The 15,268-nt window shown below is 48.6% G+C and carries 14 protein-coding genes; 3 read left to right on the top strand and 11 right to left on the bottom strand.

All coding sequences use genetic code 11. The features are described 5' to 3' along the window. Positions 1-2 precede the first annotated feature (2 nt). The gene (locus MNU25_RS07355) at positions 3-1,394 is read left to right on the top strand and encodes a Mu transposase C-terminal domain-containing protein (RefSeq protein WP_240984466.1); all 1,392 of its coding nucleotides are present in this window, start codon (positions 3-5) and stop codon (positions 1,392-1,394) included. Continuing rightward, positions 1,387-2,187, top strand: coding sequence for an ExeA family protein (locus MNU25_RS07350; protein WP_240984465.1), 801 nt, complete (start codon positions 1,387-1,389; stop codon positions 2,185-2,187). The genes MNU25_RS07355 and MNU25_RS07350 overlap by 8 nt, the downstream gene beginning before the upstream one ends. Before the next feature lie 110 nt (positions 2,188-2,297). On the opposite strand, the gene MNU25_RS07345 is transcribed toward MNU25_RS07350, so the two are convergent. Next, positions 2,298-3,446: a hypothetical protein gene (locus tag MNU25_RS07345; protein WP_240984464.1), complete on the bottom strand. Its 1,149-nt coding sequence runs from the start codon at positions 3,444-3,446 to the stop codon at positions 2,298-2,300. A gap of 397 nt (positions 3,447-3,843) precedes the next feature. Between MNU25_RS07345 and MNU25_RS07340 the strand changes: the two genes are divergently transcribed. Next, positions 3,844-4,993 (top strand): IS3 family transposase gene (locus MNU25_RS07340; protein WP_372503589.1). Its coding sequence is split into 2 segments (ribosomal slippage): positions 3,844-4,118 and positions 4,117-4,993, totalling 1,152 coding nucleotides; the frame shifts between segments, so codons are not numbered across the junction. Between the two features lie 323 nt (positions 4,994-5,316). On the opposite strand, the gene MNU25_RS07335 is transcribed toward MNU25_RS07340, so the two are convergent. The 10 genes from MNU25_RS07335 to MNU25_RS07290 form a co-directional block, all read right to left on the bottom strand. Next, positions 5,317-5,715 (bottom strand): DUF3795 domain-containing protein, encoded by a 399-nt coding sequence (locus MNU25_RS07335; protein ID WP_240984462.1) that lies wholly within the window; start codon positions 5,713-5,715, stop codon positions 5,317-5,319. Between the two features lie 244 nt (positions 5,716-5,959). Next, entirely contained in the window at positions 5,960-6,127 is a 168-nt protein-coding gene (locus MNU25_RS07330; RefSeq protein WP_240984461.1) for a hypothetical protein, read from the bottom strand. Then, on the bottom strand, positions 6,105-6,341 hold the full coding sequence (locus tag MNU25_RS07325) for a helix-turn-helix transcriptional regulator (RefSeq protein ID WP_240984460.1): 237 nt from the start codon (positions 6,339-6,341) through the stop codon (positions 6,105-6,107). The genes MNU25_RS07330 and MNU25_RS07325 overlap by 23 nt, the downstream gene beginning before the upstream one ends. A 31-nt stretch (positions 6,342-6,372) precedes the next feature. Then, positions 6,373-6,699, bottom strand: coding sequence for a DUF5658 family protein (locus tag MNU25_RS07320; RefSeq protein WP_240984459.1), 327 nt, complete (start codon positions 6,697-6,699; stop codon positions 6,373-6,375). An 80-nt stretch (positions 6,700-6,779) separates the two neighbouring features. Then, positions 6,780-7,886: a hypothetical protein gene (locus tag MNU25_RS07315; protein WP_240984458.1), complete on the bottom strand. Its 1,107-nt coding sequence runs from the start codon at positions 7,884-7,886 to the stop codon at positions 6,780-6,782. 411 nt (positions 7,887-8,297) lie between these two features. Continuing rightward, on the bottom strand, positions 8,298-8,894 hold the full coding sequence (locus tag MNU25_RS07310; protein ID WP_240984457.1) for a hypothetical protein: 597 nt from the start codon (positions 8,892-8,894) through the stop codon (positions 8,298-8,300). Position 8,895: 1 nt separating this feature from the next. Next, on the bottom strand, positions 8,896-9,075 hold the full coding sequence (locus MNU25_RS07305; RefSeq protein ID WP_240984456.1) for a hypothetical protein: 180 nt from the start codon (positions 9,073-9,075) through the stop codon (positions 8,896-8,898). 536 nt (positions 9,076-9,611) lie between these two features. After that, positions 9,612-12,758 (bottom strand): type III restriction-modification system endonuclease, encoded by a 3,147-nt coding sequence (locus MNU25_RS07300; protein ID WP_240984455.1) that lies wholly within the window; start codon positions 12,756-12,758, stop codon positions 9,612-9,614. Continuing rightward, entirely contained in the window at positions 12,759-14,654 is a 1,896-nt protein-coding gene (locus tag MNU25_RS07295; protein WP_240984454.1) for a site-specific DNA-methyltransferase, read from the bottom strand. Beyond that, on the bottom strand, positions 14,647-15,264 hold the full coding sequence (locus MNU25_RS07290; protein WP_240984453.1) for a DUF4391 domain-containing protein: 618 nt from the start codon (positions 15,262-15,264) through the stop codon (positions 14,647-14,649). Before MNU25_RS07290 ends, MNU25_RS07295 begins: the two co-directional genes overlap by 8 nt. Positions 15,265-15,268: the final 4 nt, after the last annotated feature.

The raw sequence follows: 15,268 nt of genomic DNA, 5'->3' as shown, positions 1-15,268 counted from the left end.
GCATGAATCGAATGTCCGATGACGAGCGCGAGCGGGTGGCCCTTCAACGTTATGAGGTGATTGCTCCCCTGCTAAGCCCCTCTCTGCCCCGGGGTGCCCAAAAGATCCTTCTTGAAGAACTTGTCGGCAAAATGCATCTTGACGCTCGCAACAATCTCATCCGTTTGGGCAAACGGACCCTTGAACGCTACCTCAGCAACTACCGTAAATTCGGAAAAGAGGGCCTCAAACCCCAGGTCCGCCCGGAACAGGGAACACTCAAAGTCTTTCCGCCGGAGGCTTTGGAACAAGCCGTGCAACTTCGGCTGCACCGCCCGGAGCTGTCTGCGGACAGCATCATTGAGCTTCTGCGCTCTGATCATGTGACTGGCTCAGAGCGCATGTGTGTCAGCACCTTAAATCGTCACTTTCGTCGTTTAGGCAAAGATCGTCCCGGTCTAAAACGAGTCGTCCGCAAGCGCTACCGACTGCTCAGCGTAGAAGGCGCCCATGTCCTCTGGATTTGCGATGTCTGGGACGGATCCTACCTCTTCGATGAACGAACGGGGAGGAACCGGCGTCTACGCCTGGTGGCCATCCTTGACTCCTATACTCGTTATATTGTGCATGCCGAGTTCTACTTTAACGAGAATCGCCCTTGTCTGGAGGATGCACTCCTGAAAGCGGTTATCAAGTTTCAGATTCCCCAGATCTTTTATGTCGATAATGCCAAGATTTTCCGTTCCCAACACTTGAAGCGCATCGCGGCGGAACTGGGTTTTTGCGTAAAACACACCCGGGTTAGGCAGCCGCAAGGACGCGGGCGCATTGAACGCTGGTTTAGGACCGTTGCTGAAAAATTCGAGCCCCTCCTTAAAGAACAAATTGAATCCGGCAAAGTAACGACCCTAGCCGAGGTGAACACTTTCCTCACCGCTTGGATAGAGAGACGCTACCACGACCGTCGGCATTCTACGTTGAAGATGAGCCCCCGAGAGGCTTTAGTTGCGGCAAAGGCCAAGTACCTGGATAGGTCCCGGCCCGTGGATCCGGCCACACTGCAGGAAGCTTTTTTATGGCGGGAAAAGCGTAAAGTCAATTCTCTGGGGGCCGTACAGATTTACAATAACCTGTATGAAGTGGATGAAGCCCTGCTCGGCAAGACCGTCGAGCTTCGTTTCAACCCCTACGACTTAAGGCGTATTCTCGTCTACCACGAAGGAATCTTCTGGGGTGAAGCCCACCCCTACCGGATGCAGAATTTTACGGAAAAGCGGGTCACGGAGCGCCAGACCGAGAGGCAAGTGGCCCTCGCCAACGCGATGCAGGCCATTGTACAGGAACACAAAGAGGAACTGAAAGCGCGTTGTGGCCTTTCTTTTGCCAAAGCTCTGGGGGTAAAAGAAGATGAATAACGCCTACTTCTCTTTTACGCGAGAGCCCTTCTCACGAGAGTTAGCTCCCAGCGAAGTCTTTATCTCCAAGGGACACCGTGAACTTCTGGCTAGACTGAGACACGCCATTGAGACGGGTTCCCTGGCTGTGATCACCGGGCACGTGGGCTCCGGGAAATCCACGACCATCCGCTCCGTCATGCACTCCCTGGAGGCTTCGCGTTATCGCTATCTCTACCTGGCCAGTTCAGGGCTGACGCCCGCAGAATTCTATAAAGGCTTGCTCTATCAGGTGGATGTCCAACCCGGCCGCGCCTTCTCTCATAACAAGCGCTTGGTTGCACACGCCATGATGGACCTCTACCAGAAAGGCATTAAACCCATCGTGGTCGTCGACGAGGCTCAGGAACTGACGGTCCCTATGCTGAGTGAACTGCGCTTTGTGCTGAATTATCGAACGGATTCCTTTTCGCCCCTCATGATTATCCTCGCGGGTCAACCGCAACTGGCCGAAACCCTGCGCCTCCAGGTGCTGGAATGCATTCGTCAGAGGATTAGCGTACGCTACCGCCTACCCTGTCTCGAAGAGGAGGAAATCCCTGCTTACATCCTGCATCATCTGAAAATCGCCGGAGTGGATAAGCAGATCTTTGCTGACGAAGCCATTGCGCTCATCTACCAGTTTTCTAAAGGGATTCCGCGTCGTATCAACAACCTCTGCCGCTATGCCCTTTTGGCAGCCGTGGCAGCCGATAACTCAATCGTTGATGCAACCGCGGTCAAAAAAGGTCTTGAAGAGGAAGACCTGATTTAGAGGGGATGTCCTGGATCCCTATCCGGAGAACGGCATCTGAATTAAAACTTGAGGAGGTAAAGGTTATGCCTGAGCCATCTATACCTGAAGAGTCGTCCGAGAAGCGGCTCTTAGAGAAGTTTTTTGTGAGCACGGGCTTTTATGATTTGCTCCCATTGGCTTTGGAGGTAGCCCGGCGTCTTGGCTATGATCCCAGCGAAATGATCGAAGCCGTCTGCAAAGTCAACGACAAGTTCTCCCAGTATCCCCCCGTTCAAAACAGAACGGCCTGGTTCCAGAAGGTTTTTGAGGAAAAGCTCCGGGAAGCCAGAGGAGACATCTTGACCTTTAAGGCCCAGCAACGCTTTTCTGCAAGCCGAAAAACTCCAAAAAACCTGACAGACTGACAGACTGACAGACTGACAGGCTGATGGACAGAGACCCTTGCCCATTTCGAGCTTCAAGCGCCATCGCCAGTGGCGGTGCTTCCAAACAAAGCGTGGACTCATCGCCATTGGCGACAATTTTAAACCTGGCAAACTACCGCCAGTGGCGGTGACACAAACCCCATAGCTCTGTGCCAGTGGCGGTGATTGGTCTGCCGCCAAGGAGCGTACACCGCTACATCCATTGAAAGCTACTGGTTTCTCACCTTCAATATCATAAATCTGTTGGATGTTACTACAGATTAGTAGCGATAGTTCGTCTGGAAAGGACTCTTTACCAACCACCCGAATCTCTTCAGGAGCATACCAAGTATAAACAATGCGGGAACGATATACACGATCATATACATCCTCATAAAAAACGGATAGAGAACTGAGCCAGCTTTTAATATCACTTGAACTTACCGGGGGACTAGATTGCAATTGAAAGGAATACTCTTCTTTGGAACCGACAACGAAATCGCGTATCCTCGTTTTCCCTTTCTTATTCTTAACTGGTGGAGCTTCATGAGACCAGTAATCTGTTGGATCCCAGACGGAGTCAAATGAAATATCATTTCGCACAGTTACTAACCGTATTTTCCCTAGGCCTGGTCCAACATTTCGAATAGTTAGAATAAGGCCATGATCCCACGTAAGGCTCAAATCAAAATAAGGAATTAAAGCGTCCTTCATCCGTTCAACAGAGACTTTAGTAGCCTCTGCCGATTCTTGACTTGCCTTAGCAGACTTCTCCGCAGCCTTAATTGATTTTCGAGTATCCCACGTAGTTTTCACCCCAGTTACGGCCAAGGCTATTGTTCCGATTGCAACAATGAAGTTAGAATCACCCATAATGTCCTCCTTGTGTTTATCTACGGCGGTTACAACCCCGACAGTTCGTACTTTGCTAAGCCGGTACGACCTTCCCAATCTCTGGGATGTGGAGTTGTCAAATTCGGTTGAGTCATTAAACTCGTAATTCTAGCAAAGATCTCCGTGGGTTTGAGTATAACGCACCCCGTTGTCAAGACACGAACCGCAAAAATCTTAGTTATAGTCCCCCATTTCTTCGAATTGTCGTTTGGTTACCTTCGGGTACGCTTGACATGGGACCCTACGACGGATGCTTCAGTGTGGCAACGGGATGCGGCTCGTAGGATGTATTTCTTTTGGGTGAGCCCCATCTCGCTACATTAGGGTTATAATGCTACATAGAAACAAGACAGAAAAAGAGGAGTAAGTTAGTTGTATGACGACCATCAGAAGAAAGTTTACGCCGGAAGAAAAGACACGAATTGTGCTGGAAATTTTGAAGGAAGAAAAGTCGGTCTCGCAGCTCGCATCTGAGCATGGCGTTCACACGAATGTCCTTAATAGGTGGAAATCGGAAGCTGTTCAGAATCTCCCGCAATTGTTCGTCGATGATCGGAAAGGCATCACGAAAATGAAGAATGATTACGAAAAAACGATTCACGAACTCTACGCCGAAATTGGACAGCTCACCAGTCAATTGTCGTGGCTCAAAAAAAAATCTGGCCTCTAACCTGTCACGCGATGAACGTATCGACCTGCTGGAATGGGATTGCCCCGAACACGCGCTCAGCGTTCAAGCCGAGCTGCTTAGCCTGAATCGCTCCAGCCTGTACTACAAGCCGGTCCCTCCCTCTCCGGAGGAGATTCGCCGTAAGCACCGGATTGATGAACTCTATACGCAGCATACGTTCCTGGGCTACCGGAGAATCGCTGCCATCATGAATCGGGAAGGAGATGGAATCCACGAGAATACCGTACGTCGCTACATGCGTGAAATGGCTATCATGGCTGTCTTTCCCGGGCCGAACCTGAGCAAACGGGATCTCCAACATCGGATCTATCCTTACCTGCTCCGGAAGCTGCAAATCACAAAGCCCGATCAAGTGTGGTCTGTGGATATCACCTACATCCGCATGACACATGGCTGGATGTATCTGTACGCTATCATGGATTGGTACTCCCGTTTCATTGTCGATTGGCAGCTCGATCAAAGTCTGGAGATTGGATTTGTGCTGGAGACGATGAAGCGAGCACTAGCGCGGCGTAAGCCTGAAATTATCAACAGCGACCAAGGCAGCCATTTTACAAGTCCACAGTATATCGATTTGCTGAAGGAACATGACGTTCGCATCAGCATGGATGGCAAAGGCCGTGCCAAGGACAATATCGTCATTGAGCGCTTCTGGCGTAGTCTCAAGTACAATGAGGTCTATATCAATGACTATACAAGTCCACGGGAGACCAGGCAGGGGGTGGAACGCTACATCCACTTGCATAATCGCTATCTGCCGCATCAGTCCCTGCAAAAGCATACGCCGGTAGCTGTGTATAACCAAGAGGTCAAGCTGCTATCCACACAGGAATAACGAAGAACATCTGACTCCCAAGCCTGCAACTGTGGATAATAGAAAACTAGCATTTATCAACGTGTGGATAAGTCAACGCTCCTGCTTGGGCTACGTCCTCATCCAATCAAAGTATCTGTTATATTAATCCATATTTGGAATAACGGAATATAGATCCTAGTTGGGGCAGGCAAAGATAATGTGAATTTTTTCACCCCTTAAAAATCTAAAAAAATTGTCTTGACATCTTGTAGCACTATAGGTAGCATCCGCCGCCCCCATGTCAAGCCTTGCTCTGGGGTTAACCAGAGCCTCAGCCGTGACTCCATGGACATGTCGCTGCATTATCGCACATATGGATTTCTTTTACCAAATTGAATAAGCTGTATAACTTGATTTTCGGTATCTATCATATCATAATCACCCTTTAAACTGTCTAGCTTATGGTATTTGATACCTTGTTCAAAGTTGTCGCGCAATCGGTCAAGAAGTGCCTGCTTGCCATGTTCTTTCGCATACCGGTTAAACGCTCTGTTCCGAATGCCTTGAAGCATTTTCTCCTCACAGGGAAATTCATCGCACTGATAGCAGCCGTCAAACCCTTTGCCTGTGGCGCATTGATAGACGGAGCAGTTGCTCCCTTCCTTACAGCCTCTTTCCTTACAGCCGGAGCAATCCTCGTGGCTGCATAAAACGCAGGCCAGCCCGCATAACGCTAAATCCTTTTCTGCGTAAAACTTCATTTAATCATCTCCAAAAGAAGTATAACACCCATTATACGTACCCACCAGGAGTTCCTGCTTAACTCGGTCCAGACAAGATGCCTTTCTCCGCACTGTGCCCAACGGTGCTAGTGCTATGCTAGCTAGCCGGGGTGGTAGAATCGTAACCCGCCGCAAGCCCAGAAATTGTTCACCCAAGTGCCGATCTTGGCTTCCCGTTGTGGTTTCGGGATCTCCTCTTTTTGAGGAGAACAGGTATATACGGTTACTCATTCTCTTCGTATGTTACCTCTTCGCTCGTCACGTCCTTCGTCCCTCCGCCAAAATACTCACCACGTGACTCCAGCCAGTCGATGAAGTCGTCGAGCCACTGATCATGGCTCAGGTCGGTTTCCACGCAGTCGTTGATCTCAATCAGCGTTTGTTTTTTCATTTTGCGGTTGCCTCCCCTTCTCTTTCTTGTACACTTTTTCCAGAGGCACGTCGAGCACCACTGCCAGCTTCGCGGAAAGTGCAATACTGCCCGGCTTCCCGCACTCCAGATCGCAGATGTGATTCGCGGTTGTCCCGACCAGTTTAGCCAGTTCTGCCTGGGAGAGGCCCTTGTCCCCACGTAGTCGTGCCAATAATTGACCGACGCTGTCCATAAGTTTCCTAGATTCCTTCCCCGGTGTTCCATTATCCCCCGCGCAGAATCCACTGGGCATGAGTCACTAGAACCACGCCATATGCCAACACCGCAATAACCAGCAGCCGAGAAACCAATGCGTGCGGCCTGTTTCCTATCCGCCACAGCAGGACCCCCAGGAGGACCGGCAGTGCCAGCTTGACCGCCATGAACGCGACGGCGTTTTGGTCGATCAACCATCGCATCAAGGGATTGGCCTCCTCGATTGCGCCAAGACGAAGCCCCCAGAGCGTTAGCGCGCCGTCAAGAAGGGTGAGAACGGCCAGGGCTACTGCGAGTAGCAGGGATTTTCTGTTGTGGGGTGGAGAGAAGCCCATATTACTACTGTCCCCTCCATAGGAACCCGTTAAATTCTCACTGGGTCGGACTAAGTCCGGCCCGGTTAACTTCTACATGTTCACTGAACATCCAAAACTTGCATTAGAAAATCTTCGTAAATTTGATCGCAGTAGGCTCGAATTATGTCGTCATCTGTTTCTGAGGTAGGTAGGGGCCCTCCCAGATAGGACATTAAGGCCGTACGATATAGAACTGGTGCGAGATTTTCTAAAGCAATTTGAATTGTCTTGCCTTTATATCGCCAAACATCCACGTCAATGGTATTGCCATGAAGGAACGCATTTCTGGCGTTATATAAATCATCATAAAGTCGCTCCACTAATGTAGCGGACAATTTCCCTTTACGTGTCTGGACTTCAAAACGCTTGTCGAGTAACTCTTCATAATACCACGACGGTGCCTTACGCAAGAGTTCAAATACAACGGTTTTGTCTACTTTCCCATCTTCAGGGTGAGCAAGGATTTCAAAGGCACTTACCCAAAGAGCTATTGAAGAACCAAAGTCATGTATGCTGCCTTCATTCTTTACTGGGAGTGAAAGTACTCGATAAGCCATTTCCAAAGAACGAAAAAGTTTCCGTCCATCCCACTTATCAGTTCCCGGACTTACATAGCGCTGTTCCCATTTGGAAATAAGTAAGCTAAGCAGGTTTGTATCGACGATAAATTCCCCAGGGGGTTGCGTTACATATGGAGATGACATTCCTTCGAAAGGCGCATTTTTCCCACCAAAAATCTCTTGTGCCGGATTTATAGAAGAAATAGCATCGCGCGAGTCAACTAACGCAGGATAAAAGTCGAAAAAGTCCGACCACAAAGGATTAGATGGACTACTTATCTGTGCAAAGTCCATCTGACCCCATCCAGGTAAAATGTAAGACATAGCCACACAATTACGAAAGTCTACCATGGCAGGTATGGATTTTACGCCTTCGGGAGCACTTTCATAATAGATTATAGCGGATGGACAGGTTGGTTTCCCATACATGTCATGAAATCCATTTAAAAGTTTTTTGGCTCCATTTGAAGCTGTCTGAATCCCCGTGAGCCGTCGGTCATTAAAGGGCACCAGTGCTATAGCACCCGAGTTGGATTCAACTGGTTCTTTAATTTTTAGATTTGCAAGCACATATCCTAGTTTCCAATCATTACTATTTTCCACCATTGAATTCATCACCCTAATGCCATATTCTGATGTTTAGACACGCTTTGCAAAAAAAATCTCGTCATACTCTTCCGGCCTCTATCTCAGGGGTATTCAAAAGATCTTCCCAATGTTCAGCGTCACGTGATAAGGCTGGCAGAATTCCTAGAAAAGCGCCTATGAAAATAAACTCAGCGATCCAGTTGTGTTAGTTGCAAAACAGGAAGCCCCGAACAAAATACTTGTTGTCATAGCTATTAGTCCTGCTACACCAGAGATTCCGGTCCACCACGGTTTGCCCAACCAATTCGCTAGATATTTTTCCAAACTTTAGCCTCACCAGTTCCTCTTTGTTAAGATGGTACGTCCTTCCCCAATCTGGGAATGGGCGGGCGATTAGTCACCCATGTCATACTTTGGGACCGTTCCCACTTATCTGTGAAGTGCAGCTCTAAACTGTTCATAATATCCCCGATGGAAATACCAGGCATCCGGAGGATAAAGATAATCAAGCAATTTCTCTAACTCCCGGCGACTTTGATAGTACAGAATTCCGCTGAACTTCGAATACTTGGTCGCCCTTTGGACACGCTTAGGAGATATCTCAGCCTGTGAATTCAACACCTCTGTTAGCTGGTCAAGAAAATATCGGTTGCCGTAGATTCTCAAACGGGGAGACCTTCGTTCTTTACCACGTTTTCGGACAGTAAGAGTATCAATGGTGCTATGCAACTCAAAATAGGCGCGGATAAAATCGGCATGTTCCGAAATATCGGGGTACTTTCGCTGATCGCTGATGCGAGACTGCCAACCGTATTGAATCAATTGCCTTAGATCAAATTTAAATATCTTGAGTTTATATTGTGAGCCGGTTCTGGCTTCTCCCGCAAAAACGCTGGTTGAAACATTAAGGGCTTCATGAACCACGTCGAGGAAATACCGGTCATGGTGGCGAAGCATGAAATATGGATATCTGTCCTCGATTGGGCTCCCGATGGACCATAGGATGCCAAGAGCGTATAAGTCCATTCTAAGGCTTCCTGTAGACATTCAGACCGATCTTTATCTCCTCCTTCTCGGGTATTGACACATTGCCTTCGGTCGAGGCAATAATGATGCTCTTCCCCGAAGACGACAGGCCAAATTCCTTTGAGATATCAACCGTTATTGTCAATAGGTTACCGTTCAGCTTCATTTCGCAATTCTTCATTGGGGTGTACCTCCTTGAGCGATTTTGTTATGTCCCTGAGTTCATCCGGCGATAGTGGCGGATCCCGACGGTGAATTATCGCATGGCAATTTGGGCAGACTGGCCTCAAATCCTTTATCGGGTCAACCACATACTTCTCGCCAATACTGGCAAGCGGAACAAGATGATGGAAAACCGCTAACCAGATCGTTATCTTTCAAAGCGGAGTAAAACCCTCCGCACTACGTTAACCCAGTCCGCCTGTTCAGCTTTTCGACATTCTCCCCCACATTCCTGCCAATATCCCAGGAACATCTGGGACCTTCGCACCATTCCTCACGGGGGCCAGTCCCCCGCAAGCGGCGAGTCTTCTGCATGCATCAATTATAACACCTCTCGCAGACAAATAAGTGAAACCTATGCCGCAACCCCGCAATGTGCAGTAACCTGTGCACGAGGTTGTCCGGATGCTAACAGTGTGCGATGGAGTTTTTATCGCCAATTTTTTGTTTGTCAAAATCCATTGCTCAGCCCTCCTGAGTGCAAAATCGTTTTTTCTAAAGCGTCTCCATCACCGTGAGCAGGCTCTGGTAACTGTCTACGTCGTGGTACTTCACGCCGGTTGTAGAAATCTCGTTGAACAGCTTCTTTGCGCAAGAGATCTTCGCCTGTTCAATCGGACGGAGTTCAAGGCTGTCCATCGTGCCCTTTGTTTCAGCGATGAAGAAGATATGCTTCACTGCACCTTTTTTGAACGAAATTGCCCAGTCCGGGGAGTAATTACCCACAGGTGTCGGGATATAGAAACCGCGCGGTCCCCGCGGCAACTTGGCGTAGACGATTACTTCGTCGGCAACGTCCACGTCCTCGGCAAAACGACGCTCTACGCTGTTGGTTGCAGAACCGTCCGTAAAAACATAGTCCTGAATGGCATGTTTTGCCTTGAATGCCTTATAATACTCGTCTGAGGCGCGGCTCATATTAAAAATATCTTGCGTGTAAGGTTCCTCTGCGCTTGGGGCGTAGGTAATGTGCTCAACGACCACCGAGGCTTTTTGCTTGTTAATGATAACGACTACCTTGGCAATAAACTCTTCTGGGTTCTCACGGAACAACCAGAGTTTTTCTTTTGCCATGCCGTCAAGGATAGCTGTAACTGTCCTACGCGTGAGGCTCGTGCCATCCGAAATTTTGCCGATAATATCATAGGTTGCAAGACCGCCGTGCGCCCGGTCGAGCTTTTTTGTTTCAGTGCGCTCCACATTAAAGTCCGTACCTTCCTGCGACCCTTTGGTGAGGGTGTACGACAAGCGGGCGACTTTCAATTCTGCGTTAATTACGGCAATTGACTTGTTGATGAGTTCATCACCGTCGAATTCCACGGTGTAGGCGTACTTCTTGTTAATGCGCTCCCAGAGTTCCTTGAAGTCCTTCCAGTTCTCGTTCAGCGGGTTGTCCTTAACCTTCGTGTCGTGGCCATTGCCCGCCATATCTTTGAGGATGCTTGGATCGAAGATAGCCTGTACCAGTTTGTGAACGCTCTCGGCAAGTGGCGCAAGTTCAGGCTTCATCGGCGCGAAGCTGCCTGCTTCGGCTGCGGCTCTGTAGGTATCTGTTACTCCGCCGTTATCATCAACATAAGCATTGCGGACGAGATAGTTGTAGACTGCGGTTGCTTCTGCAACTGTAAACGTATGTGTTTGCTCGTCGCTCAGGTATACCGTCCTGCCGGAGAAGTACTCCACACTTGCCTTTGTTGGGCGCTCGTATAGGTCGGACTTAATCTCGCTCTGCAAATCGGCAACAAACCCCGCATAACTTTCACTTGCGACGACGGTGAGCATATTCACGTTATGAACAAGGGTTTCGCCGCAAGCCTCTAAGTCCTGTCGCTCTCCAAGGCTATTCACGCACAGTCGCAAACCGCGGCCGACTTCCTGCCTCTTTGCCGTGGCGTTGTCAGAGTGTTTCAAGGTGCATATCTGGAACACGTTAGGGTTATCCCATCCTTCGCGCAAAGCGGAGTGAGAGAAGATAAACCGTGTTGGCTCTTCAAAAGACAGCAACCTCTCCTTGTTTTTAAGGATAAGGTCATAAGCGGAAATGTCATCGGACTCCTCGGAGCCACGCTTAACCTTGCTGTTTATGACATGGCCTTTCTTGTCTATGGAAAAATAGCCACGATGCGTATCATTGGTCTCAATACCACGCAGATAGGCTTGATACGCCGTTGGAAAAAGCGTCAGTCGTTCGTTCAGTGCGGCAGTGTATTCCTCCTCAAAAATGCGTCCGTATTGACCGAGTATCTCCTCGCCGTCGTCACCGTATTGGCGATACTTCGCTACCTCATCAATGAAGAAAAGTGACAGGCACTTGATGCCTTGCTCAAATAATGTCTCCTCTTTGTCAAAATGGGAATTAATCGTCTCACGGATTTGAATACGGCGAATATCATCCTCGTTGACGTTTCCGCTTGCTTCACCTGCTGCCAGGCTATCGCCATTCGAGAACGTGACCGTCGCCCGTATCGGGTCAATATCGGCAATAGAGATTCCTTTGTATTCCTCTAATCCCTTTGAAGCGGTATAAAGGCTGTCGCCCACTTCGAGTAGATGCGTTTCACGTTTCGGTGAACCCGTCGCACGGCTGACTTCAAACTCCAACCGGGCACGAGGCGGCTTCCTTTTATCTACCACAATGGCGGCAAGATACATATAGCGGTTCGTGCCGCCGAGATTCTTCAGTTCAAAGCCCTTGACCTCTATTTTTTTAACCAGCTTCTTCTTGAATGCGTCCAGCGCGTCAAGGACGTAAACAAGATTGTGGCTCGTCTTGTGTGTTGCCGAGTAGTTTAGAGAGAACAGTGGTGCGAAGTTCTTTTTGAGAGCGTTTTGTGTCGCCATTCCGCCCATCTTCTGCGGCTCGTCGAGAATGATGATCGGACGGTTCGCCTTGATAACGTCGATCGGCCGGCGACTGCCGAACTCGTCGCGCTTGGTGTAGATTATCCTCGCTGCCTCGTTGCCGCTCCGGCCCTCGGTGTTCTTGTCCTCATTCATTGTGGTGTTGAAAGCCTGGGTGTTGATAATCATTACATTGATGCCGCTGTTCTGTGTGAACTCATCAAGCTGGTGCAGATTCGAGGAGTTGTAGATGAAATGGCGTGCTTTCAGTCCGTAAATCTGCATGAAGTGGTCTTCCAACATTTCAAAGGACTTTTTGACTCCCTCGCGGATGGCGATGCTCGGCACGACTACGATGAACTTGCTCCAGCCGTATGCCTTATGGAGCTCGAACATAGTCTTAATATAGACATAAGTCTTGCCGGTGCCGGTTTCCATCTCCACGTCAAGCGACACCGCACCAAGCCCAGCGGCAATGTCAGTGGAGTACTTAATATTATTCGCCGTCTGAACTGCATGTATATTTTTTAACAGCTGCTCTTTTGAGAGTTGCACGTTTTCGTTGCGGTAAGCGGTTTCGTAATCCTCCTCGACAAGCCGCTTTTCCTCATCGGATAAGGCGGCGTAGGAGATGAGAATGAAGCCCCTACGCCCCGCTCTTTCGGATTCGCTTAGTCGTCTCTCGCTACCAATGTCACGGCGGTACTTGGACTTCCCGACATTCGGCTGACCTGCGAACACACGCACAACACTTTCGGCGGCTTCGGTTTGGAAAGGCTGTATCTTAAATTGAAATTTCATTTACAGCACTCTCCTTATCGTGTTCGGGCTGTAGGTGGCAAACACCTGCTCGAAATTGACCATCGCACTGTCGTTTACGAAGCTACTGTCGCGAAACACGGCATAGTACGGCTTCTTCTTGGCAATTTCCGTAATAAGGGCGGTATCGACTTGCTTGAAGCAGGCAATCAGGTAGTTGTCGTTGACCGAGAACACATCGCTATTTTGCGTGATTTTCCCCGAGAGCGGAATGCCAAGGTCAAGCATCACTTGGAAGAGTAAATCTTCATCGGAACGGTCTTCCTTGATATTATCCATAAAGCCGAAAAGACTCTGCTGCTTCTGCGCCGTTGTTAGAAACTCGTCAGGTGCATAGTATACTTCTTTCATGTTACTGCTGTCGAGTTTGAGGACGCGAAAACCGGTGTCAACTTGCGGGCCTTGGTTGCTATCTTTAATTTTCGCTCCGGCGCGACGTATCCGTTCCTTTCCGATTTCACATATCGTTTTATAACCAACTTTAACCGCTTCACTATTTTCTGCACAAATTTCCGGAAGCTGTACCATGATAAATTTGCGCTTTCCTCCATCTTCAGCGTTAAGTTGCATCACTGCGTGGGCAGTCGTTGCTGAGCCGGAAAAGAAGTCAAGAATAATTGAATCCTTATCTACAAAACCCAACATTCTCTTGATAACTGCTGTGAGTTTTGCCGTATCAAAAACCGCTGTGTCGAATAATTTCGTGATTTCCGAAGAACTACCAATCAATAAATCAACCCAAGAGCTATTGAGTAGTGTCTCGTTCGTCGGAGCAATATAGTGTTCTGGTTTTCCATTTCTTGAGAGTCGCAATAAATCTAGGGTTCCGTCTTTTTGCGAAATATACCATTTGTCTATCTCATTGTCCATTATAGTTTCTTGTGTTTTATGTGTTTCATTCAACATTCGCTGATAATTCTCAATTGCTTTATCGCTTCTTTCTTTACCCCAACGCCATTGGCCACTCGGAGGAGTAATTCCAAACAGAGGATATCGCATCGTTGGTCTATCTGTACCGCGCCAATGATTATTCCACCCCCCTTGCTTTGCTTCATCTAACATCTTCATTTGCTTTGGAAACCTGTATGTTGGGTTTTTAGTGTAAAGAAGAATATATTCTAGGCCCTGACCAAGTTTGTCCCAAGTATCAAATTGAGCCTGAACCGATTTGGCTCCTCGCCGAACAACAATCTGATTTCTGAAGTTTGCTTCTCCGAACACCTCATTACAAACTTTAATTAAGTTGCTGGCTTCTTCGTCACCAATACTGATAAAAATAACACCGTCATCAGTAAGTAAATCTCTTGCCACACGAAGTCTTGGATATATCATATTCAACCAATCCGTGTGAAAGCGTCCGTTACTGTCAAGGTTCCTTACAAGCCTGTTGCCCTGCTCGTCGAATTGCCCATCACGACTTAAAAACGAGTCTGTATCCTCTGAAAAATCATCATTGTAGACGAAATCGTTTGATGTGTTATACGGCGGATCGATATATATCATTTTTACGCGGTTAAGGTACGTTTCACGGAGCAACTTGAGTACATCGAGGTTGTCGCCTTCTATATAAAGATTCTCAGTTGTGTCGAAGTCAACGCTTTCCTCACGACATGGGCGCAAAGCGGCGGCAATCGGTGTGTTAGCGAGCAGTATGCTCTTTCGCTTGTCCGGCCACGTGAACTGATAGCGTTCCTCTCGTCCTTCCACAACGTGAGCATTGATTTCCTGCGCCAACACGTCCTTGTCGATGGCACGGACGACCGAACCGTTCTCGTCTATGGTCTCGGTGACGGCGTTCGGGAACAAGTTTGCGAGGGCTGCGAATTTCTCATCTGCGAGAGATGGTGTGCGCATTGCAAGTTTTTCTGGATTATTCATTCGATGTTCCTCCTAATTCTATCTTCAATCGTCTAATCTTCTCGGCAAGTTCCCACTTCCTGCGGGGTTGGCGTTCGGTCATTGCTTTCTTTTCAAGGGCGGCTATTTGCTTGTGTAACTTCTCTTGGCGGTTATTCTCAGCTATGGTCGCATCAAGGTCTGCACCGCCGGTCAGGTCAATGCCGCCAATCTGCGCGATGACATTCTCCCATATCGCTTCGAGGTCAAGTCCAATTAACGAAAGTTTCCATCCGCCAAGTGGCTTGCTTTCGGAAACAAGAACCTTTTCGGCGCGGTAAACGGCGAGCCGCGTCGTATCACCGAATTGAAGCACGAACAGCATACGTTGGTCAATCAGCTTCGACAAGAGTGTAATGTTCTTCTGGTCACACTCTGCGGTCTTAAGCGTGACCAGAACAACGTACACAGCCGAAACGTCCGCGCTTGCCTTAATCGCCACTGTCTGCGGCGAGATTTCCGCGACAATCGAAAGGCGGCTTATCTGATCGTCAAACAGCTTGCGGTCAGTCAGCGACGGCTTAAATTTATCAAATATCGCCTTCTTGGAAAGAGGTTTTGAAAGCTCGGTCGCCTTTGGCAAGCCTAACATATGA

Origin of the sequence: Acididesulfobacillus acetoxydans (assembly GCF_902729405.1) — a bacterium.
GTDB classification, from domain to species: domain Bacteria; phylum Bacillota; class Desulfitobacteriia; order Desulfitobacteriales; family Desulfitobacteriaceae; genus Acididesulfobacillus; species Acididesulfobacillus acetoxydans.
Note: the sequence above shows the minus strand (reverse complement) of the source record. Positions and strands in the feature narration are given on the sequence as shown.

Excerpts from the sequence above, each read along its gene's own strand:
- MNU25_RS07355 (WP_240984466.1), top strand. The coding sequence starts at position 3 with ATGAATCGAATGTCCGATGACGAGCGCGAGCGGGTGGCCCTTCAACGT.
- MNU25_RS07350 (WP_240984465.1), top strand. The coding sequence starts at position 1,387 with ATGAATAACGCCTACTTCTCTTTTACGCGAGAGCCCTTCTCACGAGAG.
- MNU25_RS07345 (WP_240984464.1), bottom strand. The coding sequence starts at position 3,446 with ATGGGTGATTCTAACTTCATTGTTGCAATCGGAACAATAGCCTTGGCC.
- MNU25_RS07335 (WP_240984462.1), bottom strand. The coding sequence starts at position 5,715 with ATGAAGTTTTACGCAGAAAAGGATTTAGCGTTATGCGGGCTGGCCTGC.
- MNU25_RS07330 (WP_240984461.1), bottom strand. The coding sequence starts at position 6,127 with ATGAAAAAACAAACGCTGATTGAGATCAACGACTGCGTGGAAACCGAC.
- MNU25_RS07325 (WP_240984460.1), bottom strand. The coding sequence starts at position 6,341 with ATGGACAGCGTCGGTCAATTATTGGCACGACTACGTGGGGACAAGGGC.
- MNU25_RS07320 (WP_240984459.1), bottom strand. The coding sequence starts at position 6,699 with ATGGGCTTCTCTCCACCCCACAACAGAAAATCCCTGCTACTCGCAGTA.
- MNU25_RS07315 (WP_240984458.1), bottom strand. The coding sequence starts at position 7,886 with ATGGTGGAAAATAGTAATGATTGGAAACTAGGATATGTGCTTGCAAAT.
- MNU25_RS07310 (WP_240984457.1), bottom strand. The coding sequence starts at position 8,894 with ATGGACTTATACGCTCTTGGCATCCTATGGTCCATCGGGAGCCCAATC.
- MNU25_RS07305 (WP_240984456.1), bottom strand. The coding sequence starts at position 9,075 with ATGAAGAATTGCGAAATGAAGCTGAACGGTAACCTATTGACAATAACG.
- MNU25_RS07300 (WP_240984455.1), bottom strand. The coding sequence starts at position 12,758 with ATGAAATTTCAATTTAAGATACAGCCTTTCCAAACCGAAGCCGCCGAA.
- MNU25_RS07295 (WP_240984454.1), bottom strand. The coding sequence starts at position 14,654 with ATGAATAATCCAGAAAAACTTGCAATGCGCACACCATCTCTCGCAGAT.
- MNU25_RS07290 (WP_240984453.1), bottom strand. The coding sequence starts at position 15,264 with ATGTTAGGCTTGCCAAAGGCGACCGAGCTTTCAAAACCTCTTTCCAAG.